General features: G+C 68.3%; 18 protein-coding genes and 1 pseudogene. 7 read left to right on the top strand and 12 right to left on the bottom strand.

Features of this window, described 5'->3' with window-relative positions:
- Positions 1-181 precede the first annotated feature (181 nt).
- Both EV192_RS08570 and EV192_RS55575 read left to right on the top strand, forming a co-directional pair.
- Positions 182-1,279: a lysozyme family protein gene (locus EV192_RS08570; protein ID WP_132112713.1), complete on the top strand. Its 1,098-nt coding sequence runs from the start codon at positions 182-184 to the stop codon at positions 1,277-1,279.
- Positions 1,280-1,299: 20 nt separating this feature from the next.
- A pseudogene (locus tag EV192_RS55575) lies at positions 1,300-1,412 on the top strand (transposase); the annotation flags it as partial.
- Between the two features lie 234 nt (positions 1,413-1,646).
- Here EV192_RS55575 and EV192_RS08560 read toward each other — a convergent pair.
- Entirely contained in the window at positions 1,647-2,426 is a 780-nt protein-coding gene (locus tag EV192_RS08560; RefSeq protein ID WP_165960252.1) for a maleylpyruvate isomerase family mycothiol-dependent enzyme, read from the bottom strand.
- Between the two features lie 213 nt (positions 2,427-2,639).
- Here EV192_RS08560 and pafA point away from each other — a divergent pair, with 213 nt between their 5' ends.
- Positions 2,640-3,998 (top strand): Pup--protein ligase, encoded by a 1,359-nt coding sequence (gene pafA, locus EV192_RS08555; RefSeq protein ID WP_132112709.1) that lies wholly within the window; start codon positions 2,640-2,642, stop codon positions 3,996-3,998.
- A 43-nt stretch (positions 3,999-4,041) separates the two neighbouring features.
- Here the strand turns inward: pafA and EV192_RS08550 are convergent, their stop codons facing one another.
- Together EV192_RS08550 and EV192_RS08545 are read right to left on the bottom strand one after the other, a co-directional pair.
- Entirely contained in the window at positions 4,042-4,707 is a 666-nt protein-coding gene (locus EV192_RS08550; protein WP_132112707.1) for a DUF4097 family beta strand repeat-containing protein, read from the bottom strand.
- Positions 4,708-4,904: 197 nt separating this feature from the next.
- Positions 4,905-5,930 carry an amidohydrolase family protein gene (locus EV192_RS08545; RefSeq protein ID WP_132112705.1) on the bottom strand — a complete coding sequence of 342 codons (1,026 nt, stop codon included), beginning with the start codon at positions 5,928-5,930 and terminating at the stop codon, positions 4,905-4,907.
- Positions 5,931-6,024: 94 nt separating this feature from the next.
- Here EV192_RS08545 and EV192_RS08540 point away from each other — a divergent pair, with 94 nt between their 5' ends.
- Positions 6,025-6,753 (top strand): TetR/AcrR family transcriptional regulator, encoded by a 729-nt coding sequence (locus EV192_RS08540; RefSeq protein ID WP_132112703.1) that lies wholly within the window; start codon positions 6,025-6,027, stop codon positions 6,751-6,753.
- A 13-nt stretch (positions 6,754-6,766) separates the two neighbouring features.
- Here the strand turns inward: EV192_RS08540 and EV192_RS08535 are convergent, their stop codons facing one another.
- The 6 genes from EV192_RS08535 to alr all read right to left on the bottom strand — a co-directional run bounded on the left by EV192_RS08535 (position 6,767) and on the right by alr (position 14,388).
- Positions 6,767-7,549, bottom strand: a complete 783-nt coding sequence (locus EV192_RS08535) for a hypothetical protein (RefSeq protein ID WP_132112701.1) — start codon at positions 7,547-7,549, stop codon at positions 6,767-6,769.
- Positions 7,550-7,579: 30 nt separating this feature from the next.
- Positions 7,580-9,115, bottom strand: a complete 1,536-nt coding sequence (locus tag EV192_RS08530; protein ID WP_424923344.1) for a dolichyl-phosphate-mannose--protein mannosyltransferase — start codon at positions 9,113-9,115, stop codon at positions 7,580-7,582.
- Between the two features lie 132 nt (positions 9,116-9,247).
- Positions 9,248-10,327 (bottom strand): fasciclin domain-containing protein, encoded by a 1,080-nt coding sequence (locus EV192_RS54620; RefSeq protein WP_207925912.1) that lies wholly within the window; start codon positions 10,325-10,327, stop codon positions 9,248-9,250.
- Positions 10,328-10,696: 369 nt separating this feature from the next.
- The gene (locus EV192_RS08515) at positions 10,697-11,575 is read right to left on the bottom strand and encodes a FecCD family ABC transporter permease (protein WP_132112699.1); all 879 of its coding nucleotides are present in this window, start codon (positions 11,573-11,575) and stop codon (positions 10,697-10,699) included.
- 99 nt (positions 11,576-11,674) lie between these two features.
- On the bottom strand, positions 11,675-13,162 hold the full coding sequence (locus EV192_RS08510) for an amino acid permease (RefSeq protein ID WP_132112697.1): 1,488 nt from the start codon (positions 13,160-13,162) through the stop codon (positions 11,675-11,677).
- Positions 13,163-13,206: 44 nt separating this feature from the next.
- Entirely contained in the window at positions 13,207-14,388 is a 1,182-nt protein-coding gene (gene alr, locus EV192_RS08505) for an alanine racemase (protein WP_132112695.1), read from the bottom strand.
- 203 nt (positions 14,389-14,591) lie between these two features.
- On the opposite strand from alr, the gene EV192_RS08500 reads away from it, so the two are divergent.
- Complete coding sequence (locus tag EV192_RS08500; RefSeq protein ID WP_132112693.1) at positions 14,592-16,070, top strand: M1 family metallopeptidase; 1,479 nt, start codon at positions 14,592-14,594, stop codon at positions 16,068-16,070.
- On the opposite strand, the gene EV192_RS08495 is transcribed toward EV192_RS08500, so the two are convergent.
- The 3 genes from EV192_RS08495 to EV192_RS08485 all read right to left on the bottom strand — a co-directional run bounded on the left by EV192_RS08495 (position 16,052) and on the right by EV192_RS08485 (position 21,395).
- Complete coding sequence (locus tag EV192_RS08495) at positions 16,052-17,461, bottom strand: alpha/beta hydrolase (RefSeq protein ID WP_132112691.1); 1,410 nt, start codon at positions 17,459-17,461, stop codon at positions 16,052-16,054. The genes EV192_RS08500 and EV192_RS08495 overlap by 19 nt on opposite strands.
- A 70-nt stretch (positions 17,462-17,531) precedes the next feature.
- Entirely contained in the window at positions 17,532-19,181 is a 1,650-nt protein-coding gene (locus tag EV192_RS08490) for an MFS transporter (RefSeq protein ID WP_132112689.1), read from the bottom strand.
- Positions 19,182-19,247: 66 nt separating this feature from the next.
- On the bottom strand, positions 19,248-21,395 hold the full coding sequence (locus tag EV192_RS08485) for a peroxidase family protein (protein ID WP_165960250.1): 2,148 nt from the start codon (positions 21,393-21,395) through the stop codon (positions 19,248-19,250).
- Positions 21,396-21,947: 552 nt separating this feature from the next.
- Between EV192_RS08485 and EV192_RS08480 the strand changes: the two genes are divergently transcribed.
- Together EV192_RS08480 and EV192_RS08475 are read left to right on the top strand one after the other, a co-directional pair.
- A complete protein-coding gene (locus tag EV192_RS08480; protein ID WP_132112685.1) occupies positions 21,948-23,411 on the top strand; it encodes a glycosyl hydrolase family 79 C-terminal domain-containing protein in 1,464 nt (487 codons plus the stop codon).
- A 55-nt stretch (positions 23,412-23,466) separates the two neighbouring features.
- Complete coding sequence (locus tag EV192_RS08475) at positions 23,467-24,492, top strand: pentapeptide repeat-containing protein (RefSeq protein ID WP_243726688.1); 1,026 nt, start codon at positions 23,467-23,469, stop codon at positions 24,490-24,492.
- Positions 24,493-24,851 lie beyond the last annotated feature (359 nt).

Here is a 24,851-nt window from a genome sequence, read left to right as displayed (position 1 = left end):
TGGCAGAAGGCGGTGCTGGTCCGGGGTGCACCGTGAGTGCACCAGCGTCGATTTCCGGGTAGGGCACATTCCTTGCCCGCCGCGGACACCACCAGCTCCGGAAGCGCTTTCGTTGCCGGCAGCCTGTTCTACTGGGCAGGTGCGGAAAACAGGCCAAAACAAACGGAACAAGCGGCGTCGGATGTCGACGTCGCGGGCAGGTGCGGTCGGTGCGTGCCTGGTGCTGTTGGCCACCTCGGCCGCGGCTCCGGACGTGCCGACGAACGCACCGCGAGCACCGGATTCGCTGCCCGCCGGAAATTCCCTGCCACCAGGGAATACAGACCACGCCGAGGCACCGCCGGAGGTGGATCAGCCGACCGGTGGGACGGAGAATCTCGACGACTCCGGTCCGTTGACGATTCCGGCAGTGTTCACCGGGGATGTCCCGGCCACCGTGCTGGACGCCTATCGACGCGCCGCCGATCTGATCCACAAAGCACAGTCGGGATGTCACCTGCCGGTCGAGTTGCTCGAGGCGATCGGCAAGGTGGAGGCCAACCACGCGGAGCACGGCCAGGTCGACGGAAACGGCACCACGCTGCACCCGATCCTGGGGCCGGCGCTGGACGGCGCCGGAGGCTTCGCCGCGATCCCGGACACCGACGGCGGCCGGCTCGATGGCGACCCGGCCTGGGACCGTGCGGTCGGGCCGATGCAGATCCTCCCGAGTACCTGGGCGACCTGGTCCGACGACCGAGCGAACCCCAACAACGTGTACGACGCGAGTTTGGTCGCGGCCCACTACCTGTGCGCGGACAACCGAGACCTCGGCACTCCCGAAGGGCTCAGTGACGCCATCCTGAGCTACAACCACTCGACCAGCTACCGGAATCTGGTGCTGGCGTGGATGTCCACGTACGCCAAGGGAATCACCGCCGTCCCGGACATCCGGCCACTGACCGTGCAGACGCCCGTCCAGGCGCAGGCCATGCCGGTGAAGGCCGTGACTCCGCCAAGGGACATCGTCGCCGCGGCCCCTCCCCGACCGGCCACACCCCAGAGCCCGCTACCAACAACCTCGACCCCGCCGCCCACGACCTCACCATCGGCCAACCCCTTACCGACTACACCACCGCCACCGACCGATCCGCCGCCTACCGCCCAGCCGGCCGCGTCGGTGCCCGGATTGATTTGCGGCGTAACAGGATTGGTCGGCAGCGTGACTGGCTTGCTCGGCGGGCTACTCGGTTCACACTCCGGCAACAACCACCGGTCGCACTGCGACGACGGGGACTAACGCAGTCGCTGCTCGTTGAGGATCGGCTCGACCTGATCAACGCGATCCTGTGGAAGCTGCGCACCGGGCACCGTGGCGTGACCTGCCCGAACGCTATGGGCCGTGGAAGACCGCGCACCAGCAACTACGTCGGGACTGTGATCACGCGACCAACGTAACGTCGGGCCGGCGGAACCAGATGGTCCGTACGCTACCGTAGAGCGCGGTTCGACGACGTTCAACGCACATCAGTTCTCCAGATTTCCTCCACCCAACGGGGTGTGAAACGGACAGCACCACCCATCCTCCATGGACAGATGCGACACTCGCCGCCCAACTTTCTCTCTCACCAGCGGAAACTTTCCGCAACCTTCCCCGCGCGATCAGCTCAGCCGGCGTTGACCCAGTCCATGTGTTCGATCCAGTGGTCGAGCAGTGCCCGATCGCCGTGCAGGTCCAGCGTAGGAGCCGCGTCCAGCGGACGACGCCTGCTGAGCACGAGCAGTAGTTCGGTGGCTGGGCCGCGTACCGCGACGTCTGCCTTGGTGTGCGTGCGTTCCAGGACGACCATGTCCGGTTCTCGGCGTACCAGCCACTCTCCGGGCGCGTCGGTCGCGTGGAAATGCAGGGTCTGGCCGCCGCCGCGCATCGCGTCGGCGAAGTCCGGCCTGTTCTCCCAGTAGCCGCGGGACGTCATCGTGTCCAGCCAGTCCTCGATGGCCGCGACGGCAGGCTCTGGCGCCAGTTCGTACTGGATGCCGAGCGCCGCGGCCGCGTCCGCGCGATGCACGCAAGCCTCGCCGAACAGTCGACGTGACCAGAACTGCACGCCCGCAGCGCCGCCGGACGGATCCCATACTGGCGTGTCATCGGCGACCAACTCGAACGCCTGCTTCACCTCGGCCGCGGCGTCGGTCAGCCAGGCGCGCCACTGGGCCGAATCGGTCGGACCTGGAACGTAGCTGGCGAACGCCCTGCTCGGCTCGGTCATCCGTTCCCCCACGAGCTTGGCCACCACACGCTGTGTCCCGCCGACATGGTCGACAAGATCAGCTAGCGTCCACTTCGGACATGTCGGCACCGGGGCCGCCGCGTCCTGGCCGTGTACCCAGTCGGCGAACGTGTTCGACTGTTCGAAAACAGCCTTCACATACGCGGACGTGTCCATCGCCGCACCTCCCAGTGCTCCGTCGATACCTGCTGAAAACGCGTCATGCCATTGCCCTGCTCCGCCTGCCGATACGATGGCGTACATGATCGCAGTTCCCGGGATCCTTCCCCTCAGGCCCCGGCAGGACAAGCTCCGCACTGAACTCAGCCAAGTCGCCCCAGCTCAGAGCGATCCAGACAACTTCTGACCCAGAGCGCCTAGACTGAGGGAATGCAGCGGCGGATCTTCGGGATCGAAACCGAGTTCGGCGTGACCTGCACGTTCCACGGCCAGCGCAGGCTGAGCCCGGACGAGGTCGCGCGGTACCTGTTTCGGCGAGTGGTGTCCTGGGGGCGTTCCTCGAACGTCTTTCTGCACAATGGCTCTCGTCTCTACCTTGATGTCGGTTCGCACCCTGAGTACGCGACAGCGGAATGCGATGACCTCGTGCAGCTCATCACGCACGACAAGGCCGGTGAGCGGATCCTCGAGGACCTGCTCGTCGACGCCGAGCGGCGGCTGGCGGACGAGGGCATCGGTGGCGACATCTTCCTGTTCAAGAACAACACCGACTCGGCCGGCAACTCCTACGGCTGCCACGAGAACTACCTGGTCACCAGGGCCGGGGAGTTCTCGCGGATCGCCGACGTGCTCCTGCCGTTCCTGGTGACGCGGCAGCTGATCTGCGGTGCCGGGAAAGTGCTACAGACCCCGCGTGGCGCGGTGTACTGCCTGTCGCAGCGCGCCGAGCACATCTGGGAAGGCGTCTCGTCGGCGACGACTCGGTCCCGGCCGATCATCAACACCCGCGACGAGCCGCTCGCTGACGCCGAGCGCTACCGCCGCCTGCACGTGATCGTCGGCGACTCGAACATGGCCGAGGGGACCACGCTGTTGAAGGTGGGCAGCGCGAACCTCGTGCTGGAGATGATCGAGGAAGGCGTGCAGTTCCGGGATTTCAGCCTGGACAACCCGATCCGGGCGATCCGGGAGATCAGCCATGACCTGACCGGCCGGCGCCTGGTGCGGCTGGCCGGCGGGCGGGAGGCCTCGGCGCTGGACATTCAGCGGGAGTACTTCTCCCGGGCGGTCGAGCATGTGGCGAAGCGGTCGCCGGACCCGATGGCCGAGCGGGTGATCGAGCTGTGGGGTCGCACGCTGGACGCGGTCGAGCAGCAGGACCTGAGCAAGATCGACCGGGAGATCGACTGGGCGATCAAGCACCGGCTGGTCGAGCGCTACCGGGCCAAGCACAGGATGGAGCTGTCCAGCCCGCGCATCGCCCAGCTCGACCTCGCCTACCACGACATCCGGCGTGGCCGCGGGATCTTCGACCTGTTGCAGCGCAAGGATCTCGTGGCCCGGGTGACGGAGGACGGCGAGATCGAGGCCGCCATGGACACCCCGCCGCAGACCACGCGGGCGAAGCTGCGCGGCGACTTCATCGCCGCCGCACAGCAGGCGGGCCGGGACTTCACCGTCGACTGGGTGCATCTCAAGCTCAACGATCAGGCACAGCGGACCGTACTGTGCAACGACCCGTTCCGCGCGGTGGACGAGCGGGTGGAGCGCCTGATCGCCTCGCTGTGACCCACGTCCACGATACGAGCGAGCCTAGGCCCAATCCGCTCGTTCAGAGGCTGTGGGCGGCGATGTCGCCGTGGGCGGTGGTCGCTGTGATGTCGAGTTCGGTGGTGCCGTTGTTCTTCAGCGAGTTGCTGATGCGGCCGTAGGTGGTGCCGGCGTCCAGGCTGGCGGAGACGCCGGTGGCGGCGCCGAGGGTGATGCTGCCGGATTGGGTGCGCAGCACGACGGTGCCGCGAGTGGCTTCGGTGATGTGGATGTCGCCGCGGGTGGTGGTGACCTGGGCGGGGCCGTCGAGGTGGCCGACGTGGACGTCGCCGTCGACGGCGGTGAGCTGGAGGGTGGTGGCGTGGTCGATGGTGATGTGGCGGTAGGCGCCGTTGAAGGTGACGTCGCCCAGGCGGCCGACGGTGTGGAGTTCGCTGGCGCCGGTGGTGGCCTCGACGCGGGAGTCGGTGGGTAGGTGGATGGTGACGGCGACGCTGCCGGTGGGGCCGAAGTACTGGTTGTCGGTGGCGTGGGTGTGGATGCGTAGGACGCCGTCGGTGTAGTCGACGGTGGTGTGTTCGGCTGCTTTGACGTCGCGGTTCTTCGAGGGGTCCGCGGGCTGGATGGCGACCTCGGTGTCGGTGCGGTCGGTGGCGATGAGGTGGACGCGGCCGGCGGGGATGTTCAGGGCGGTGGTGATCGGGGCGGGGGTGTCAAACTTCGGCATGGCGTGCTCCTGAGGATCGGGGGTGGATCTGATCACGGTGACTACGGTCGCCGGCCGTGCTGACAGCGCACGGCCACGGCGCTGACACGGCCCCTGACACGGCGCCACCGCTCACCACCAACCAAAAACCGGCAGACGCGGACGCTCGATCAACCGGCATGGCGAAAGCCGAACCGCTTGCCCAGTCGGTGACGCCGTTAGGCGGCTGTGGCGCGTCCGGTCAGCCGCTCCCAGTTGCCGGACCCGATGGCGGCCTTCTCCTGCTCGGTGAACGGCGCGTTCTCCAGGAAGGACCGGGCGACGCCGCCGCTGGTGTCCAGGTACGGGAAGCCGCCGGGCCGGGTGCCGTAGGTGTAGGGATAGTCGGTCGAATACAGCATGCGGTCGGTCCCGACGACTTCGGCCGTCCAGCGCAGGTAGCGCTCGCTGACCGTGCCGCTGCCGGCCACCCAGAAGTTCTGGCGGAAGTAGTCGGCCAACGGCCGTCGCAGCCCGGCCATGTCCCGGAGGAAACCGACGTGGTCAAGGTAGAACAGGACGACCTCGCCCCAGTGCCCGGCGATCACCTGGAGTTCGGGATGGCGGTCGAACACTCCGGCGAAGATCATGCGCAGGTACTGCACGCCGAGGTCGTAGTACCAGCCCAGCCCGGCGGTCGCCAGCGCCGATCCCACACCGTGCGGCAGTCCCGCGTAATAGGCCTGCTGCACCGCCTGGACCGGGGCTTGTGGATGGAAGTGTAGCGGGACGCGGAGCTGCTCGGCGGCTGCGTAGAGGTCGTCGAACTCTGGCGCGTCGGCCAGTTTGTCGCCAGTGCGGCCGTAGAGCATCGCGCCGGGAAAGCCGAGTTGGGTGACCGCCCGTTCCAGTTCCGCCGCGGCAGCGTCGGGCGAGGACGTCGGGATGGCTGCGAGCGCCTGGAATCGCGGCGGATGGGTGTCGACGATCTCGGCGAGTGCGTCGTTGGCCTCGCGCGCGACGCTCACCGCGTCGGCCGCCGGGAGGTTCTGCACGCCGGGGGTGGCAAGGGACAGCACCGCGACGTCGATGCCTTGGTCGTCCATGTCGGCCAGGCGTCGATCGCCGACGTCACGCAGCCGTCGCGTGACCGGGTGGTCGGCTGCGTAAGGACCCTGTGGCACTCCCGCCCTCGCCCATGCGTCGAGCAGAACCGGCAGGACCACGTGTTCCTCAAGGCCGACGATGCGCAGCTTCTCGGGCATGTCCACAACTCCCCTACCTCGCGTTTCCAGTGGTATCGACAAGACGGTATCACAGATAACATCACCGGAAACGATTTGGTGTTATCGTTGATAAGTGACTGATGGCACGGAGGTGGAGGTCGCGGCTCGGGAGACCTCCCGGCAGCGGGTTGTTGAGGCGGCGGCGGACCTGCTCGCGCGCGAGGGACGGGACGCGGTCACCACCCGTGCGGTCGCGGCCGCCGCCGGGGTGCAGGCCCCGGCGATCTATCGCTGGTTCGGCGACAAGGACGGGCTGCTTGAGGCGGTGGCCGAGTACGGCTACGCCACGTTCCTCGCGGCCAAACACGCCGACACCCGCCCGCAGGATCCCGTCGAGGACCTGGGCACGGGCTGGGACCTCGCCGTCGAGTTCGGGCTCGCCAATCCCGAGTTGTACGCGCTGATGTACGGCGAGCCCAAGCGCGGCACGAACTCAGCCGCCTTCCAAGCCGGTATGCGGATCCTGCTCGGGCGCATCCACCGACTCGCCACAAGCGGCCGGCTGCGCGTCGACGAGGACCTCGCGGCCTCGCTCATCCACGCGACCGCCCGCGGAGCCGTGCTCACCTGGCTGTCGCTGCCCGACGATCGACGCGACCCCGCCCTCCTCACCGCCATGCGCGAAGCAATGATCTCCGCCGTCACCCTCGACAAACCCGCCGTACGCGACCCAGGCCCCGCCGGTGCCGCCCGTGCACTGCGCGCCCTGCTGCCCGAACAAACAACGCTCAGCGACGCGGAACAACGCTTGCTCGGCGAATGGCTCGACCGCCTGACCACAGACCGCCACAAGGACTGCTGACGCGGCGCTGGGTTCACGGCGCGCCGGGGTGGTTCTTGGCGATCCACTTGGTGGCGGCTTTGGCGGCACGTCTGAGGGCTGAACGTTCGCCCAGGTAGTCGCCGGCCATTCCGACGACCGGGAGCAGGCCCAGTGCTTTGTGGTAGAAGCGGCCTTGGGGGCGTTTTTCCAGTTCGTCGCGGATGGCCATGAGCATTCGGCCTTGGCGCCACAACAGTTTCGCGGCCGCCTTGACTCCGAACTTCTTGCCTTTGGGCGGTTCCTCGACCTCTCCGGCGACGGCGTCGGCCGCCAGTCGCTCGACCGTCTCCTCGTCTTCCTTGTCGTTGCCGTCGCCGGCTGCCACAACGGGATCGATGTCCCGGTCGAACAACACCGAGGCCAGCAACCGCACCCGCGTGCCGACGTCGTCAATGCCGCGCTCGGCAGCTATGGCGCACAACAGAAGTCCCTGCCCAGCCGAACCGAGCATGTCCTGCAACGGAAACCGGTCGCCGATCGCGCCGGCGAGCCCCGTGAACGAGGCCACCAACGCCGTCAACCGGCCGACTCGGCCGACCCACCAGGTGGACCGGTCGTCCGCGTCCATCCGCGCCCACGCGTCCGAGCCCGGGAACTTCACCTGGGCCAGCTGGTCCTTCACCTTCTCCAGCAGGCCACGGTCCACATCGGTCTCGTCGTCGTCGATGTCGACCGGCTCTCCCTCGTCCCGCAGCCGCTGGACCATCGGCCCACAGCCGCGGACGAAGACCCGGAGGACAGCGGAAACACGCGCGTCGGTGATCGGCTCGGCCACGAACCGGAGACTACCCACTCACCGCGACGGTCAACGCCAGGACGGGAGCCAGAGTTCGGCCTGCCAGCGGCCGCCGGTGATCGGGTCGCCGTTCAGGATCGGCCACAGCCACACGAAGTTCGCCACGACCAGGCCCACGTACAGGGTGACCACCAGCAGTCCGGTGCCGCGCCGCTCGTACCCGTCCCGCACCGAGCCGAGGATCTGGCCGAGCGGCAGCACCAGGCCCAGCACCAGGAACGCGGACACCGGCGTCATGTAGAAGAAGTACATCTGCCGGTCCAGGTTGATGAACCACGGCAGCAGCCCGGCCAGGTACGCCACCAGTACCGCCGCGTACCGCCAGTCCAACTTGCCGATCGCGCGCCAGAAAGCCCATGCGAGCATCGGCAGTGACAGCCACCACATCGCGGGCGTCCCGATGAGCATGGTTGCGCGCACGCATGTCGGCGCGCCGCAGCCGCCCGAGACAACTTCGTAGTAGTAACGCATCGGACGCAGGCCCATCGGCCAGGTCCAGGGCTTGGACTCCCACGGATGCGGATTGTTCTTCGGTGTCGACAGGGTCTCGTGGAAACGCAGCACGTCCGCCGAGTACTGCCAGAGGGAACGCAGCGCGGCCGGGAACACGTCGGCGAACGACGCGGTGTCCCGTGCCAGATGCCGGTTCACCCCGGTCTCGCTGGCGAACCACGCCCACCACGTGCCCAGGTACACCATGACCGGGATGAGCAGCAGCGCCCACAGTGCGGGTAGCACGTCACGCAGCAGCGTGCCGATCCACGGGTGCGTGATCCCGGCGGCGCGGCGAGCGGTGACGTCCCAGAACACGGTCAGCAGGCCGAACGCGACGACCCAGTACAGCCCGCCCCATTTCACTCCGCACGCCAGCCCGAGCGACACGCCCGCGGCACAGCGCCGCCAGCGGAAGCCCAGCCGTGGCCCGTACAGCGATGTGGTCGCCCAGCCCTCGCGTGCGGCGGTCGCGAGCCGTTCGCGTACCTGGTCGCGGTCGATCAGGACACAGCCGAACGCGACGAGCACGAACAACGCCAGGAAGATGTCGAGCATCCCCATCCGGCTCATCAGGTGCAGCACGCCGTCGCAGATGAGCAGCACCCCGGCGACGCCACCGAGCAGGGTGGACCGGGTCAGCCGCCGCGCGACGCGGACGATCAGCAGGACCATCAGCGTGCCCGCGATCGCGGCGGTGAACCGCCAGCCCAAGCCGTTGTAGCCGAACAGCATCTCGCCGATCGCGATGATCTGCTTGGCCAGCGGCGGGTGCACGGTCCAGTTGAAGCCGGGGTTGTCCTCGATCCAGCCGTTGCGCAGCATCTGCCACGCCTGCGCGGTGTAGTACTTCTCGTCGAAGACCGGCGTGCCGTGATCGGTGGGCCACGCGAGGTTCTGGAACCGAACCAGTCCGCCGACCACCGCGAGTACGCTCGCGACCAGCCAGCCACGCAGCCGGTCGCCGGGCATCGGCCGGCCGATCAGGCGGTCGGCGGCGCTGCTCGGCGTCGGCGACGTCGCCTCGGTATCGGCGAGCCCGTCGTCACGCACCCTTTCAACGTCTCCCAGCGGGAAGATTCATCACAGTCGGGATGATCATCCCACGTCGGACGATCGCGGGACAGCCGGGGTGACCGCCCGTCGGTGGTCACCCCGGCTGTGTGCCGGCCTAGCCCAAGGTTGTCAGTTGGCCGGCGGCATGAGGACGGAGTCGATGATGTAGACGGTGGCGTTGGCGGTCTTCACGTTGCCACAGACGACCTTGGCGCCGCCGGTGCCGACGGTGAAGTCGGTGCCGCTGCCCATCGTGGTCAGCTTGCCCTTTTCGACGGTGTCGAAGCTGCCGTTCGCCAGGTCCGTCGGCGTGACGGTCTTGCCGACCACGTGGTAGGTCAGGATCTTGGTCAACGTGGCCTTGTCCGCCAGCACCTTGTCCAGGTCCGCCTTGGGGATCTTCGCGAACGCGTCGTTCGTCGGCGCGAACACGGTCACGCCCTTGAGGCCGTTGAGCGTGTCGACCAGGCCGGCCTGCTTCACGGCCGCGACCAAAGTGGACAACACCGGGTTGTTCGAAGCGGCCGTGGCCACCGGGTCCTGGGCCATCCCCTGGAAGCTACCCGCGCCATCCTTCGGCACCGCGCTACACGCCGGGCCGAACTGCTCGGCCGGGATCAACACCGAGTCTACGATGTACACTGTGGCGTTGGCGGTCTTCACGTTGCCGCAGACCACGTTCGCGTTGTCGACCTTGAACGAGTCGCCGCTGCCGCTCGTGGTGACGGTGTCCTTGGCCAGCGTGTCGAACGTACCTGAGGACAGGTCGGTCGGCGTGACGGTCTTGCCGACCACGTGGTGGGTCAGGATCTTGGTCAACGTGGCCTTGTCGGCCAGCACCTTGTCCAGGGTGGCCTTGGGGATCTTGGCGAACGCGTCGTTCGTGGGCGCGAACACGGTGATGTCCTTGGCGCCGTTGAGCGTGTCGACCAGGCCCGCCTGCTTCACCGCGGCGACCAAAGTGGACAACACCGGGTTGTTCGAAGCGGCCGTGGCCACCGGGTCCTGGGCCATCCCCTGGAAGCTGCCCGCGCCCTCCTTGGGCACCGCGCCGCACGCCGGGCCGAACTGGCTCGCCATCGCCGATGTGCTGGGGGGTGCCGGGGACGGCTGGGCGGCCGGGGCGGCGGTGGTGCTGTTCCCGCAGGCGGCCAGTGCCATCAGCGCGAATCCGCCGACGACGACCACTGCTTTGCGTGGCAAACGCATGTCGTTGATCTCCCTTGGGTCCTGTGCCTGATGACCGGGATTCGCCGCGGGTCACGGAGCGGATTGGTGAGATCTCGAAGAGTTCGGCTGTCCGAAGTGGATCTTCGAGCCGACCCGCGGGTTCGGGTCCACGGGCGCCTCTTTACCGATCGACCCAAGTATGCGTAGGCTAACCTAAGTGACGGGTTGACAGGAGAACGTTCCTCACCGCGCTCGGCGGTGGCACGCTCGCGCTCGCGGCGTGCGGTCCGGGGGATCGTCGGGACGGCGATCCCCCGGGTCGCGACGAAACCGGTTGTCCACCCGTACGGGACGACTGACGTGCCGGTTCAACCGCAACGGGTGATCGCGCTGGATCCCGGCCAGGCGTTACAGGTGGCGCTCGAACATGGCATACCGCTCGTCGCGGCGGCGACATTGGACGCTTCGCCGCCCGTTCCGGCCTACTTGCCGTCGCCCCGGCAGCCCTTCGACCACCTCGGGTTCGGCCAGGTCGACGTCGCGGCTGCCCGCTGTGCAGGCGGGCAAGGTGTTCGAGGTGCCCCGAGTGTCCTGATGGGACGGTGGGTCGCCGTCGGCCGCGAACGCGGTGCTCGCCGACCTCGAACGCGTCATCCCAGCCTCGCCTGATCCGCCCGAGCGACACGGCCAGGTACAGTCCGCCAAGGGCGGCGGTGGCCACCCCGACTGGCAGCTCGCCCGTCGGGAAAACCGCTGGGTCGACACGTCGGCCACCAGCAGGAGAATCGCGCCGACCAGCCCGGAGCCGACGAGATTCGGTCCGGCCACACGCGACAGTCGTTTCGTGATGTGCGGTGCCGCCAACGCAACGAATGCCACCGGACCAGCCGCCGCGGTGGCCGCGCCGGCCAAGCCCACCGCGATCACGTACACGGCAAGCCTTGTGCGCGCGGGGGCTACTCCGAGTGCGGCACCGACGTCGTCGCCCATCTCCAGCAAGGACAGGCGTCTTGCCGCCAGGCATGCCGCCGGTACGAGCGTCCCGACCGCGACCGTGACGATGGTGACGTGGTCCCAGGTCCGGTCGAGCAGACTGCCGGTGAGCCAGACCGCGGCGCGAAACGCGTCGTCGAGTTCCGCGGCGAGCAGGAGGTACCGGTTCAACGCGGTGAGCAGTGCAGCGACGCCGATGCCGACCAGGACAAGCCGGTATCCGGCAACGCCCTTGCGGTAGGCGAGGAAGTACACCGCGGCGGCGAACGCGCCGAGCGGCGCACTGCCGGCTATCGCGAGAGTTCCGCCCCGAACACCAGGATCTGGAGGATCGCGCCCGTCGCGGCGCCGCCGCCGAACTTAGGTGACCCTAACACGGGGGTCGGGCGCCGCCTAGATCGTGATCCGGGCGTCGGTCTCCGCCGAGCCGTCCACAGTGGACAGTGCGTTCAGCGCGGAGTGCCGACGGGCGTAGAGCAGGTAGTAGGCCAACGCGACCAGCAGCCAGCCGGCGAAGATCACCCAGGTGATCCAGCCGAGGCTGATCATCACGTAGCCGCAGACGACCACGGTGAGGACCGGGATGACCGGGCCACCGGGAATCCGGAAGCCACGTGGGCCGTCCTTGTTCGTGCGGCGCAGGATCAGCACGGTCAGCGCCACCACGATGAAGGCGAACAACGTGCCGATGCTGGTCAGGTCGCCCAGCGCGTCCAGCGGGAAGAACGCCGCGCCCAGCGCCACCAGGACGGTCACCAGGACGGTGTTGAACACCGGGGTCCGGGTGCGCGGGCTGACCTTGGCGAACCGCCGCGACACCATGCCGTCGCGGCCCATCGCGAACAGGATCCTGGTCTGCCCGTACAGGCTGACCAGGCACACCGAGAAGATCGAGATCACCGCGCCGAGCGACAGCACCTCGCCGGGCCATGCCTGCCCGGTCAGGTCCTGCAGGATCACCGCCAGGCCAGCCTCCTGGCCGTCGAACCGCTCCCACTGCTGCGCGCCGAGCGCGGCCACCGCCACCAGGACGTAGAACACGATCACCACGCCGACGGCGATGAGAATGGCGCGCGGCAAGGTCTTGCGCGGCTCGCGGACTTCCTCGCCGGCCGTGGACACCGCGTCGACGCCGACGAAAGTGAAGAAGATGGACGCGCTGCCCGCGCCGATTCCGGCCATTCCCATCGGCGCGAAGTCGGCGAAGTTGTTGCTGTGGAACGCACTCAGCGCGAGCACGATGAACAGCGCCAACACGCTCAGCTTGAGCAGCACCATGATGGTGTTCACGACCATCGACTCGGTGACGCCGCGCACCAGCAACAGCCCGCACAGCAACAGCAGTATCACCGCGGGCAGGTTGACGACGCCGACCTGGCCGCTGTCGGACACCCCTGGCGCGTGCAGCGCCCAGTACGGCAGCTTGACGTGCAGCAGGTCCTCGAACAACTTGGCCAGGTAGCCGCTCCAGCCGACCGCGGACGCGGCAGTGGACACGCCGTACTCCAGCAGCAGGCAGGCGGCCATGGCCATCGCGGCGAACTCGCCGAGCGAGGCGTACGCGTAGGAATACGTCGACCCGGCCACCGGAATCCTGGAGGCGACCTCGGCGTAACACAACGCGGACAAGGTGGCGGCCAGCCCGGCGATCAGGAACGACACGATCACCGCGGGTCCGGCCTTGGGCACCGCGGTGGACAACGTGAAGAAGATGCCGGTGCCGACCACGCAGCCGATCCCGATCATCGCCAGGTGGAACGTGCCCAGTGACCGTTTGAGCTTGGCCGCCGACCCGACGGCGACGTCGAACTGCTCGGGTGGCTTGCGCCGCAACAACTGTGCCCGTAGTCCTGGTAACGCGGGCTGGGGCTGGTCGGCCATGGCGACTCCTGGACGGTGCGGATGGGACTGGGGTTGGCGGGTCTTCAAGACCTCGACACGCCGAGTTGGTGGGTCTTGAAGACCTCGGCCGGCGGTGGGCTGCCGACGTAGTCGCGTGGCACCCGGGCGCTGATGCCGCAGAACACCTCGTCCGGGATGGTGCCGGCCCAGTCGGCGACCTCGGCCACGGTGATCGACTGCTCGCCCTGCCGGCCGATCAGCACCACCTCGTCGCCGGGCGCCACCGGGTCGTCCCCGACGTCGACGGTGAGCTGGTCCATCGCGATCACCCCGGCGACCGGGTAGCGCCGGCCACGGATCAGCACCTCGCCACGGTTGGACAACTGGCGTGGGTAGCCGTCGGCGAACCCGACCGCCACGGTGGCCACCGTGGCGGGGCCGGCCACCCGGTAGGTCAGTCCGTAGGAGACGCCCTGGCCGGCGCGCAGCCGGCTGGTCTGGACTACCCGGCTGCGCCAGGTCAGCGCCGGGCGCAGCGCGTCCGCGCCGGACAACCCGGCGTTCAGGATGGCGCCGAACAGGCCGATCCCGGGGCGCACCAGGTCAAGGTGGGACCGCGGCCAGGCCAGGACGGCCGCGGTGTTCGCGGCGTGCCGCAGGACGGGCCGGTGTCCGCCGGCGTGCAGGCCGGCCAGCACCTCGTCGAACCGGTCGAGCTGGCGGGCGGTGAAGCTGTCGATGTCCTCGGACTTGGCCAGGTGCGTCCACACACCGTCGAGCCGCAGTCCGGCGCGGGCCAGTCGGCCGGCGAACCCGACGGCGTCATGGCCGGCCACGCCGGCCCTGGCCAGCCCGGTGTCCACAGCCAGGTGCGCCCCGACCGGACGGTCGAGCGCGCGGGCCGCGTCCGCCAACCGCAGCAGCCCGTCGTCGGTGTGGACACTGATCCGCAGGTCGGCCCGCACCGCGTCCACCTCGCTACCGGCCGGTAGCTCGGTGCTGACGAAGATCGGCACGGCGAACCCGGCCTGGCGCAGTCGTAGCCCCTCCTGGACCAGGGCGACCCCCAGCCATCGCGCCCCGGCCGCCACTGCGGTGGCCGCCGCCTCGATGGCACCGTGGCCGTAGGCGTCGCCCTTGACCATGGCCATCACCGGCACACCGGGCGGGGACAACTGGCGGACGTTGTGCCCGATCGCGTCCCGGTCCACCGACACCACGGTCCGGTGCCATCGCGGCTCGGCCGGTCCATCCGGTTTCGCCATGCCGACCTCCTGTCCTCACCCGGGCCGATTCGCGGCGACCCGCCCCGAGGTTGCGGTGAGGCAGCCCACTGTGCTGCGGTTCGACATGGGGAGCTACCCACAATGTGTTCAAATCGGACGGCCGGTTGCCGCACAGGTTGTGGCTGTCCGGCCCGGCCCGGGAGTCCTCATCATCGACGTCTCCCAGTGGTAGGAGGTCACCGATGACCCGTTGGACCCGTGCCGTACTCGCCGCGCTGACCGTGGCGCTGTTGCCGGTGGGCAACGCCGCCGCCGCCGGAACACCAGGTCTGCCGAGTATCGGCGATCCGTACTATCCGAACGACGGCAACACCGGGTACCAGGTGGACCACTACGACCTGCGGTTGACCTACCAGCCGGGGGCCGACCGGCTGTCCGGCACCGCCACCATCCTGGCCACCACCACCCAGTACCTGAGCGCGTTCTCCTTCGACTTCGGGCTGGACACCAGCTCGGTGCTGGTGGACAACGCCCCCGCGAAGTTCGTCAAGCGGGGCAACAAGTTGGTGGTCACCCCCAAGGCCGGCGTGCCGGCCAACCGGCCGATCACCGTGGTGGTGCGCTACCAGGGTGTTCCGTCCACAGTGGAGATCGACGGGGAGAACCCGTGGGTGGCCACCCCGGACGGCGCGATGTCCACCGCCGAGCCGCACATCGCCTCGGCGTGGTTCCCGTGCAACGACCACCCGACCGACAAGGCGACCTTCGACGTCTCGGTGGCGGTGCCCGACGGCACCCAGGCGATCTCCACCGGGTTGCTCACCGGCACCACCAGTCAGTTGGGCTGGACCAGGTGGAACTGGCGCGGCACCAAGCCGCAGGCCACTTACCTGCAGATGCTGACCATCGGCCACTACGACATCCGTCGTACCACCGCGCCGGACGGACGGCCGTTCGTCACCGCTTACGACCGACGGCTCAGCCCAGCCGTGCGCGACTCGTCGATCGCGAGCGTGGAACGCACTCCTGAGGTGATCGCCTGGGAGTCCAGCATCTTCGGGCCCTACCCGTTCGACTCCGAAGGTGGTGTGGTCGCGGCCAACGACGGCAGCACCGACGCCGAGGAGTTCCAGAGCCAGCCGGTGTACTACAGCGGGAACTTCGCGCCACACTCGGACATGTATGTCGTCGTGCACGAGAACGCACACCAGTGGTTCGGGGACGCGGTGTCGGTGCGCGGCTGGCGGAACATCTGGCTGAACGAGGGGTTCGCCAACTACGCGGAGTGGCTGTGGTCGGAGTACGCCGGCGAGGGCACCGCACAGCAGTTGGCCGACTGGACCTACGGGCACCAGAAGCCCGGCTGCTGGAAGATCAAGCCAGGCGACCCGACCCCGGACAAGCTGCTGGCCGACCCGGTGTACACCCGCGGCGCGATGACCCTGCAGGCACTGCGCAACGTGGTGGGAGACAACAAGTTCTTCACCATCGTGCGAGAATGGGTCGCGCAGCACCGGTACGGCAACGCGGACACCGCGGACTTCGTCGCGCTGGCCAAGCGGGTGTCCGGGCAGGACCTGGACAAGTTCTTCCAGACCTGGCTGTTCACCTCCGGTCAGCCGGCGGCCACGGCGGCCAACGGTTTCCCGCCCGCCGCCGCGACCGCGCAGCCCAAGTCGTACGACAAGCTGACAGCTCTACATCAGCATGTGGTGTCCTGATAGGTGCCGTTGACGAGGAACGCCGTGACCGCGTTGTCCCCGCACGGGTTCCCGTTGACGAGGTACGCGCCGTGGCCGCCGGAGTTGACGGTGACCATCCGGGCCCGGTGGCCGAACGCCGCACGCATCTTCAACGCGCCCGAGTAGGGTGTCGCCGGGTCACGAAGGTTCTGCACCAGCAGCACGTTGTCCGGTCCGTACGGAGTGATCCGCACGGGCTGGACTGGCTGGAACGGCCAGAACGCGCACGGCATGATGTTGGCGGGCATGCCTGCGGTCAGCGGGAAGTCGCTCCGGCTACGCGCGACAGCGTCGGCGTAAAACTGCACCGAGCGAGGCCACGCGACGTCGTTGCACGCTGTCGCGGTCGAAACGGCGACGAGGTTCTGCAGGTTCGGCGGGACGGGAATGGCCGGCACCGGGCCGCCGGTTCGCACTCCCTGCAGGACCTGTGCCAGCAAAGGGAAGTTGCTGGTGTTGTACAGACCGTTGAACATTGTGGACCGAAAGCCGTTTCCGGTCAGGTCGGGCCGGGGCGCACGGTCCAGGGACGCGGCCAGGCTCAGGTAGGTCTCCCGCACCGCGGCCGGGGTGGTGCCAAGACCGTAGGTGGAGTCACGGGCCGCGGCGAAGGCGGCGAAATCGGGGAACCGGTCCTCGCCGCCGACGGCGAAGTTGTTGAGCCATCCACGTTCCAGCCGCTTCGGGTCAGGGTCGTCGTTGCTGTCCAACACGACCCTGTCGGTGTGACCGGGGAACATCGTGGCGTAGACCGCGCCGGCATACGTGCCGTACGAGGTGCCCCAGGAGGACAGCTTCCGTTCACCGAGCGCGATCCGGATCTGGTCGATGTCCCTGGCCTCGGTGGGGGTGCTGATGTGCTGCATCAGTGGGCCGCCGTTGCCGGCACACGCCTCGGCCACTCGACGGGCATGGGCGGCGTTCGCGGTGATGTCCCCGTTCGCGTCCGGCCAGGGCAGGAACTGGTCCGAGGTGATGTCCTGCGGGGTGAGTGCGCAGTTCACGGGTGTGCTCTCGCCGGTACCGCGTGGGTCGAAGCCGATCAGGTCGTAGCGGTCCAGGACGTCCTTGGGCAGGTGCAGGCCGAGGGCGGTCGGCCGCTGCAGGCCGGTGTTGCCGGGTCCGCCGGGGATCAGCAGCAGCACTCCCCGGCGCAGCTGGGGTGTGGCCGTGCGGATCCGGGAGATCGCCAGCGAGATCCGCGGGCCGGCCGGGCGGTCGTAGTCCAACGGGACTTCGATCTTCGCGCATTCCTGCTGGACAGCCGTGGCACAGGTGGCCCACTCCGGCCGGGACGACGCGGCGGCGACCGGCGCCGACACGCCGACGGCCACCGCCGCGATCGTCAACAACTGCAATGTCTTTCGCATGCCGAAAGCATTTCCGGCGGCCCGCCCGATGACCATCCGGCGGACCGGCAGAGCCGGGGTAGGGCCGTCCTCACCCGGTCGGGGTGCGCTCTTCACCGGTCCGGGGGCGGCCGGTGTGCCGGACGAAGAGCGCACCGATCACCGCGAGCGCGAGAACGATGACCGGCAGGATCAAGGTCAGGCGCATCGCCGGGATGTACGACTCGTGGAACGCTTTCAACGCGATCTGCTCGATCGCCGGCCGGACGGACGCCGGGACGTCCGCGGGGATGTGGGCGCCGCTCTGGCCGGCCCCGACTTCGAGGCCCTTGGCGGTCGCCGCGGCCTTGTGGAAGCCGTCGAGCACCCAGGGGCGGAAGGACTCGGGCAGCGCGTCGACGTTCTGGTCGGCCGCCGGGCCGAGCCGGGCGGCGAGTTGGGCCTGCAGCAACGCGCCCGTGACGGACGAACCGAGCAGCGCGCCCAACTGGCGTGCGGTGTTCATCAGACCGGCGGCGGCGCTGGCGACGTTGGGCATGATGTCGCGCATCGCGATGCTCTGCAGCGGGGCGAAGGTCATGCCGAGGCCCAGGCCGGCGATGACCAGGCCGGCGATCAGCTGGCCGCGGTCGTCGTCGATCCGGGTGGACCAGAGCACCAGGGCGATGCCGCCGGCCCAGAACACCAGTCCGAAGATCAACGCGTCCTTCCCGCCGTAGCGGTCGGCCAACCGGCCGGCGACCGGGGCGCTCGCGATGGACGCGAGGGACATCGGCGCCAGCACCAGGCCGGCCTGCAACGCGCTCAGCGACAGCACGGACTGCAGGAAGATCACCAGCGGCAGGAACAGCCCGAGCATCCCGAACGAGATCGCCGCCACCACCCCGCTCATCACGGCGAAGTCGCGGTTGGCGTAGATACCTGTTGGGACAAGGGGTTCACGGTCGCGATGGGCGCGTTGCTGCCACACGAACAGCAGCAGGACGACCACCCCGGCGCCGAGCACGGTCGGGATCGTCACTGGCCCCCACACCGCGCCCCAGCGATGCGACGGCCCCTCGATCAGGCCGAAGCTGATCAGGAACAGGGCAAGCGACACCAACGCGGTGCCGCGCCAGTCCAGCCGGTGTCGGCGGTTGAACCGCAGGTCGGGCAGGAACGCGGCGGCCAGCCCGAGGGCGGCCAGCCCGATCGGCAGGTTGACGTAGAAGACCCAGCGCCAGTTCAGGCTGGTCACCAGCCAGCCACCGACCGCGGGCCCGGCGACGGTGGCCAGCCCGGCCACCGCGCCCCAGATGCCGTACGCGGCACCGCGCCGGTTCGCCGGGAACGTCACCGTGATGATGGCCAGGGTCTGAGGTGTCAGCAACGCACCGCCGACGCCCTGCAGCGCGCGGGCGGCGATCAACTGGGCAGGTGTCTGGGCCAGGCCGCACACCGCGGACGCCGTGGTGAACAGAACGAGCCCGATCATGAAAAGCCGCTTCGCACCGTACATGTCGCCGAGCCGGCCGCCGGTGATGAGCAACGCGGCGTAGGTGATGGTGTACGCGTTGACGATCCACAGGACCTGATCGAGCGTGGCGCCCAGGCTCACGGTCAGTTCCGGGACCGCGATGTTCACGATGGTCGTGTCCAGCAGGATGACGAAGAAACCAAGGCACAGAACGGCGAGCACGAGCCACGGGCGCTGCCGCGGCACAGCCGGCGCCGGTAAGCCCGTCGATGAGTCGACAGCCATGACGTGACCTCCGAAGCAGAACGTGTCGCCGTCACGCGACGGGCGTGACGGCGACACAGTGGATCGCTAACCGGCCGTCCTGCAGCGCCTTGGGCGGCGATGCAGTTGCCGGGCAATCGGATACTGTCCGGTGATCGCGGACTGTGGAGTCGACTTGTTGGCAGGGCTGGGGTTCCGGCTGTCGTGACGGGTCAGGCTGGACGTCGCGACGGCCGCGGGGGTCGCGTCCGGCGCGGGTGCCACGGCGTCGGCCGCCGAATCGCCCACCAAGCCGGCGCTGACGTTGGGCGCGCCGGGAAGGCGGAACACGTTGGCCGGCAACTGCGTTGCCGGGACGTCCGTGTTGGCCGCGATCACCTGCGCCAGCGTCCGGTGCGAGTCGATTCCGAAGTTGCTGCGGATGTAGTCCTGCAACGGGTCGTTGAGGTAGAAGAACCGGTCGCCGTCGCGGGCGGCACCGAACTGGTCCTTCCAGATCGCCATCTGCAGCTCGCCCAGCTCGGACCCGGTCAGGTGCTTCTCCGCGAGCATCCCGGTGAAGGCGTCCAAGTTGGACACTGAGCCGTACAGTGCCTTGAGGCGGGCGGCCACCGTGCACCGCCTGACGACACGGGTGGCGTTGTCGGCCGCGACGGTCGTCGGGTTGCCCTTGATGTCGAACAACGCGACGACATCGAGGCAGTTCGGGTCGTTGATCTCGTTGCCCGGGGTCAGCAGCGGGTCGGCCGGGAACGAGTCGGTCGACTCACCGGTGATCGCCGTGAACGAGGTCTTCGTCGACAGGCCGTAGGAGTTGCGCATCTGGTTGTACGTCGGCATGCCGTGGTCGCGGCCACGCTGCAGGTCGATCGCGCCGAGGTCGACCACGCCACTGAAGCACTGCGGCATGGTCGGACCGTCCAGACAGTCCGGGTTGCTCGATGTCGGGACCTGGAACAGGATGCTGCGCAACTGGTTGTCGATGGTCTCGTCGTTGCGGTAGTCCGACTCGCCGGTGATGCCCGTCATGATGGGCCCGAGCTGGATCTGCTCGACGATGTTCGGGTTGAAGAACAGCAGGTTGTCCGGCACGGCGATGTCCACGTTGGCGCCGTCCGGCGTGACCTCCACACCGGCCGCCTTCAGCGCGTCGAGCGTCGCCTGCGAGTAGCGGCTGAGGTTGGTGGTGGTCTCCATCTCGCCGTGGATGAAGCTGTGCGCCCGGTATCCGACGGTGGCGAACTCGTGGGCGGTCGACGGGTCCAGGTTCGGGTCGTAGCCCTGGTAGGAGGGCAGCGACACGCCCATCGCGGGCAGGAACTCGTTGTACGTGATGTTCTGGATCTCCGCGATCACCACGGCACGGGCGAGCTGGAACTTGTCCTCCTGCGACATGCTCCTCGGCAGCGCCGCCACGATCCGGTTGTGCTCACGGGCGAACAGGGTCTGCACCGACGTGAGCAGCGCCTGTTCGTTGGCACGGACGTCGCCCGCGACGACGGCCTTGCCCGGTGTGGTCAACAGCCGACCGTCAACGGCCATGGTAGGGGCCGCGGACGCGTTGCCGCGGCTGTCCGCGCGGGGCAGGTAGTTGTTCGGCATCATCAACGTGGCGGAGTTGTTGTCCGGGTTGCCGTCGACCGAGCCGCTGCGCAGCCAGTCGAGCCGGCCGTCCGACGGCCCGTAGACGGCCTCGCCGTCCAGGAACGAGTTCTCCGTGTTGAGCTGCTGCCGGGCGTTGTTCACGCCCGTGCCCGGGGCGGGCACGGACCGGTTGAACGGGATGACACCGAGGGTGTCGCGGAACGACTCCATCGGGTCGTTCGCGTTGAACGGGATGTCCGCCTTGGTGCCGGCCTCGTCGCGGTGGCCCATGTTGTGGTCGACGAACTGGCCCCACACGTTGCCCCACTGGGTGACGCCACGGTCGGAGAACACGTTGATGTGCATGTCGTTGAAGATCCGGTTCGACACCGCGCGGGCGTTCGGCCCGGAGACCATCTGGCTGAGCCCGTCGGCGTACCGGGTTGGGCCGATCCGCAGGTACTTGGTGTTGCCGGCACCCAGGGACGGGAAATTGGGGTTGTTGTTGACGCCGTTGAGGCTCTGGGCCTCCCAGATGCCGAGGATCGGCGCGTCGGAGACGCCGCCGTCGTCGGCCTGGGCGGGGTTCGCGGTGGCCACCACGGCCACGACCGTGGCCATGGCCAGGCCGACCAGGAGGGATCGCCTCACTCCGGCCCTGTACAGACTTAATCGCATTGCCCACTCCCGTAAGGATGATCAATCCGGACGGTGCTTGAGGAAAAATGAGCGCGGAACGAACACGGCCCGACCAAAACGGCAGGGTCGTCCCGGGTCCGCGGAATAGCTTGGAGAAATCGCAGGGTTGTGGTAACCGGAAAATTTAGAACGTGTCGCACAGTTTGGTCAATGTCCCCATGACACGATTCCCTTAGGTCATCGTGTCCCCCGGCAGGATGAACGCGTTCCCTGGCAATGTCCCGCTGGGCCGACCGGCCCAGCGGGTGAGTTCGGGCTGGTCAGCAGTACGTCCGTCCGGCCGCCCCGGCAAACCGCCCGCTCCGGTTTCGCCGATCTCAAATTGGTCTAGAACACTTCCGGGTGACCCGGCGCGGCATTCTCGCCTTTCCGCGACGGCGGCCGAATTCGTTCCAGACCGCCGTCGCGGACCGGGGCATTGACTGGATTGGTCCGGACCACGTACCGTCGCCGGTCGAAGACCGCCCGTCCGGGCGCGCCGCCGGTACGCACAGGGAGACCGGCATGCGCGAAATCAGAACCGGCTGGGCCGCCGCTCTCGCCGCGCTCGTGATGGTCGCGGGACAGACCGCCCAAGCTGTACCTATTACTGTACCGATCACTGGGACGATCACGGTCGACAGCGCCCATCCGGCCGGCCGGCTGCCGGCGGACTTCGTCGGCCTGTCGTTCGAGATGCGCGAACTCGGGATCGGCAACCTCGACCCGACCAAGGGCAATGTGGCCGCGTTGTTCCGGACGCTGGGCCGGAGCAACGTCCGGATCTCCGGGAACACGCTCGACCGCGACACGCTGTGGGTCCCGCGCGGCCAGCAGCCGCCGAACCCGTTGCCGCCCTGGGTGAACGACGTGGTCACCCCGACCGACATCCAACGGCTCAACACGTTGCTGGCCCAGACGGGCTGGCGGGCCGAGGTGGGGATCAACCTGGGCCGCTGGGACCCGGCGCTCGGCGCCGACCAGGCCAGGACGATGGCCCGGACCCTGGGCGGGAAACTCGTGGCCGCGGAGTGCGGCAACGAGCCGGACCAGTGGGCGGGCAAGGGTTTCCGGCCCGCGGGTTACGCGTACGCGGACTACAAGAAGGACTGGGAGACGTGCGCGGCCGCGGTCGGCACCACCCGCATCGCTGGCCCGGACACAGCGAGCACGTCGTCGTCGTGGGCGGCCGGCCTGGCAACGGACGACCACGACAAGTTCTCGATGCTGACCGTGCACCAGTACGTCGGCGGCCCGGACACCACGATCGCGAAGCTGATGGCCCCGGCGACGGTCACCGCACAGCTGAACTCCGTGGCGAAGAACCTCGCGGCGGCGCGGGCGGCGAACCTGCCGATGCGGGTGGACGAAGCCAATTCCGCGTTCGGCGGCGGCGTCGACGGCGTCAGCAACAAGTACGCGTCCGCGTTGTGGGGCATGGACTACAGCCTGTCGTTGGCACAGGCGGGGATGTCCGGCGTGAACATCCACGGCGGCTTGGGCGTCTGCAACGAGCCGATCTGGAACGGCAAGTTCCAGCGCTACACACCGTTCTGCGCGGCGACCAAAGACGACGAGACCGCACAGGTCTACAAGGCCATGCCGATCTTCTACGGCCTGTGGATGGCCCGCCAGATGGGTCCGGGCACGTTCCTGCCGGTGACCGTGTCGACCGACCGCAACATCACCGCATACGCCGTGCGCGGCGACGACGGCCGTACGCGTATTGCCGTGCTGCAGAAGGACGACACCAACGCGGGGCCCGTGCATCTGGATATCAACGTCGGCGGACACAGCAGCGGAGCCGAGGTCCTGCGCATGACCGGCACCGCGCTGGCCGACGAGCAAACCTCGATTCAGGGGTCCACGGTGGACCGCAATGGTCACCTACGGCCGGGCCACCCGGACCATGTCCGGGTGCGCAACGGCACAGTCAGCCTGGACATCGCGGCCGGCAGCGCGGTCGTGATCACATTCGACCGCTGCTAGGGACAACTCGGGTGGACGTTGTCGGCGCCCGTCCCGTCGGGCACCATTGGTTATCGTGGTTGGTGAGAAGGACAGCGACCATCGGGTGCTCTCCACTCGGACCATCGTTCTCTGGACGATCGGCTTGGTGCTGGTGGCTGGGCTCTCGGTGGGATTGCTGTTGGCGTTGCTGGGCTCCAACGACCCGCGCGACGCCATCAGACTCGACACCATTCGCACCGCGTCCAACATTGTGATCGGCACCGGTGGCGCCGCGGCGCTGCTGTTGGCCGCGCGCCGACAACGGTCCGCTGAACTCGATCTGTGGAAGAAAGACCACGACGCCACCGAACGCCGGGTGACCGAACTGTACGGCAAGGCAGCGGATCAGCTGGGCAGCGACAAAGCGCCGATCCGGTTGGCCGGGCTTTATGCCCTGGAACGTCTGGCCCAGGGCAATCCGGCCCATCGGCAGACCATCGTGAATCTGATCTGCGCCTATCTGCGGATGCCTTTTGATCCGCCCGTGGCCGATCCGGGACGGGCCGGGAACGGCCACTCCCCACGGCTGCGATCCCCGCGCGTCGATCGGGCCAGGCACCCGGCTCACGAAGGTCGGGTACAGGAGCTGGAGGTCCGTCAGGCCGCGCAGACCCTGCTCGCCGGCCATCTGCGTCCGGGCGACGGCGCGAGCGGTCCGGCGGATGTCTTCTGGACGGACATCGAGCTGAACCTGTCGAATGCGACCTTGGTCAAATTCGCACTGACGCACGCGGTCGTGCGATCAGCGGCGTTCGTACATACCCGGTTCGTCGGCCCGACCACTCTGCGGGGGACGACTTTCCGCGCGAACGCGGATTTCCGTACCGCGGTGTTCGTCGGCCTGGTCGACTTCCGCCGGGTCACGTTCAAGGGCGACGGGGCCGCGTTCCGCGGTACCGCCTTCGAAGGCGAGGTCGACTTCGGTGTGCACACCGACACGGGTCTTTCCGGCGCCCTCACCAAGGTCAACGGCAAAGTGCGCCGGAAGTGGCCGACCGGGTGGAGCGAGCGGGACATTCCCGACCGGCCGGGCTGGGCGACGTTGGGTTTCAGCCGCTGACCGATAGATCGGCCAACGTTATTCGAACGCGTCTCGCCAGGCATGTCCGCGACTGGGGATTCGCGATAGAGTCTGCACGCCAATCGAGTTGAGACCGACGGTGAGAAGCGGAGGCAACCGTGTTCATGGCTCAACTATGTACCAACACGGCGCTCCTCGCCGTGAGCACACGGTGCCATCGGACCGGCATTGGTCCGATGTGGACAGCACTGTGTCGCTGCGACACGGCCACAGGCCCGGTCTCGACGGAAGTCTCGCATGGCTTCGCCGGTCATGCCCGCCCCGCCGGACCCGCCTGAGGTCTGGTCGTGGTGGCGGGTGGCCGGCGCCGGCTGCACTGAAGGACCGGCTTCACTGGC

The sequence above is a fragment of the Actinocrispum wychmicini genome (genome assembly GCF_004345645.1).
GTDB lineage: Bacteria > Actinomycetota > Actinomycetes > Mycobacteriales > Pseudonocardiaceae > Kibdelosporangium > Kibdelosporangium wychmicini.
Note: the sequence above shows the minus strand (reverse complement) of the source record. Positions and strands in the feature narration are given on the sequence as shown.

Coding starts and splice junctions, on each gene's coding strand:
- EV192_RS08480 (WP_132112685.1), top strand. CDS start 21,948: ATGCGCGAAATCAGAACCGGCTGGGCCGCCGCTCTCGCCGCGCTCGTG.
- EV192_RS08500 (WP_132112693.1), top strand. CDS start 14,592: ATGACCCGTTGGACCCGTGCCGTACTCGCCGCGCTGACCGTGGCGCTG.
- EV192_RS08495 (WP_132112691.1), bottom strand. CDS start 17,461: ATGCGAAAGACATTGCAGTTGTTGACGATCGCGGCGGTGGCCGTCGGC.
- EV192_RS54620 (WP_207925912.1), bottom strand. CDS start 10,327: ATGCGTTTGCCACGCAAAGCAGTGGTCGTCGTCGGCGGATTCGCGCTG.
- EV192_RS08570 (WP_132112713.1), top strand. CDS start 182: ATGTCGACGTCGCGGGCAGGTGCGGTCGGTGCGTGCCTGGTGCTGTTG.
- EV192_RS08490 (WP_132112689.1), bottom strand. CDS start 19,181: ATGGCTGTCGACTCATCGACGGGCTTACCGGCGCCGGCTGTGCCGCGG.
- pafA (WP_132112709.1), top strand. CDS start 2,640: ATGCAGCGGCGGATCTTCGGGATCGAAACCGAGTTCGGCGTGACCTGC.
- EV192_RS08545 (WP_132112705.1), bottom strand. CDS start 5,930: ATGCCCGAGAAGCTGCGCATCGTCGGCCTTGAGGAACACGTGGTCCTG.
- EV192_RS08510 (WP_132112697.1), bottom strand. CDS start 13,162: ATGGCCGACCAGCCCCAGCCCGCGTTACCAGGACTACGGGCACAGTTG.
- EV192_RS08560 (WP_165960252.1), bottom strand. CDS start 2,426: ATGGACACGTCCGCGTATGTGAAGGCTGTTTTCGAACAGTCGAACACG.
- alr (WP_132112695.1), bottom strand. CDS start 14,388: ATGGCGAAACCGGATGGACCGGCCGAGCCGCGATGGCACCGGACCGTG.
- EV192_RS08550 (WP_132112707.1), bottom strand. CDS start 4,707: ATGCCGAAGTTTGACACCCCCGCCCCGATCACCACCGCCCTGAACATC.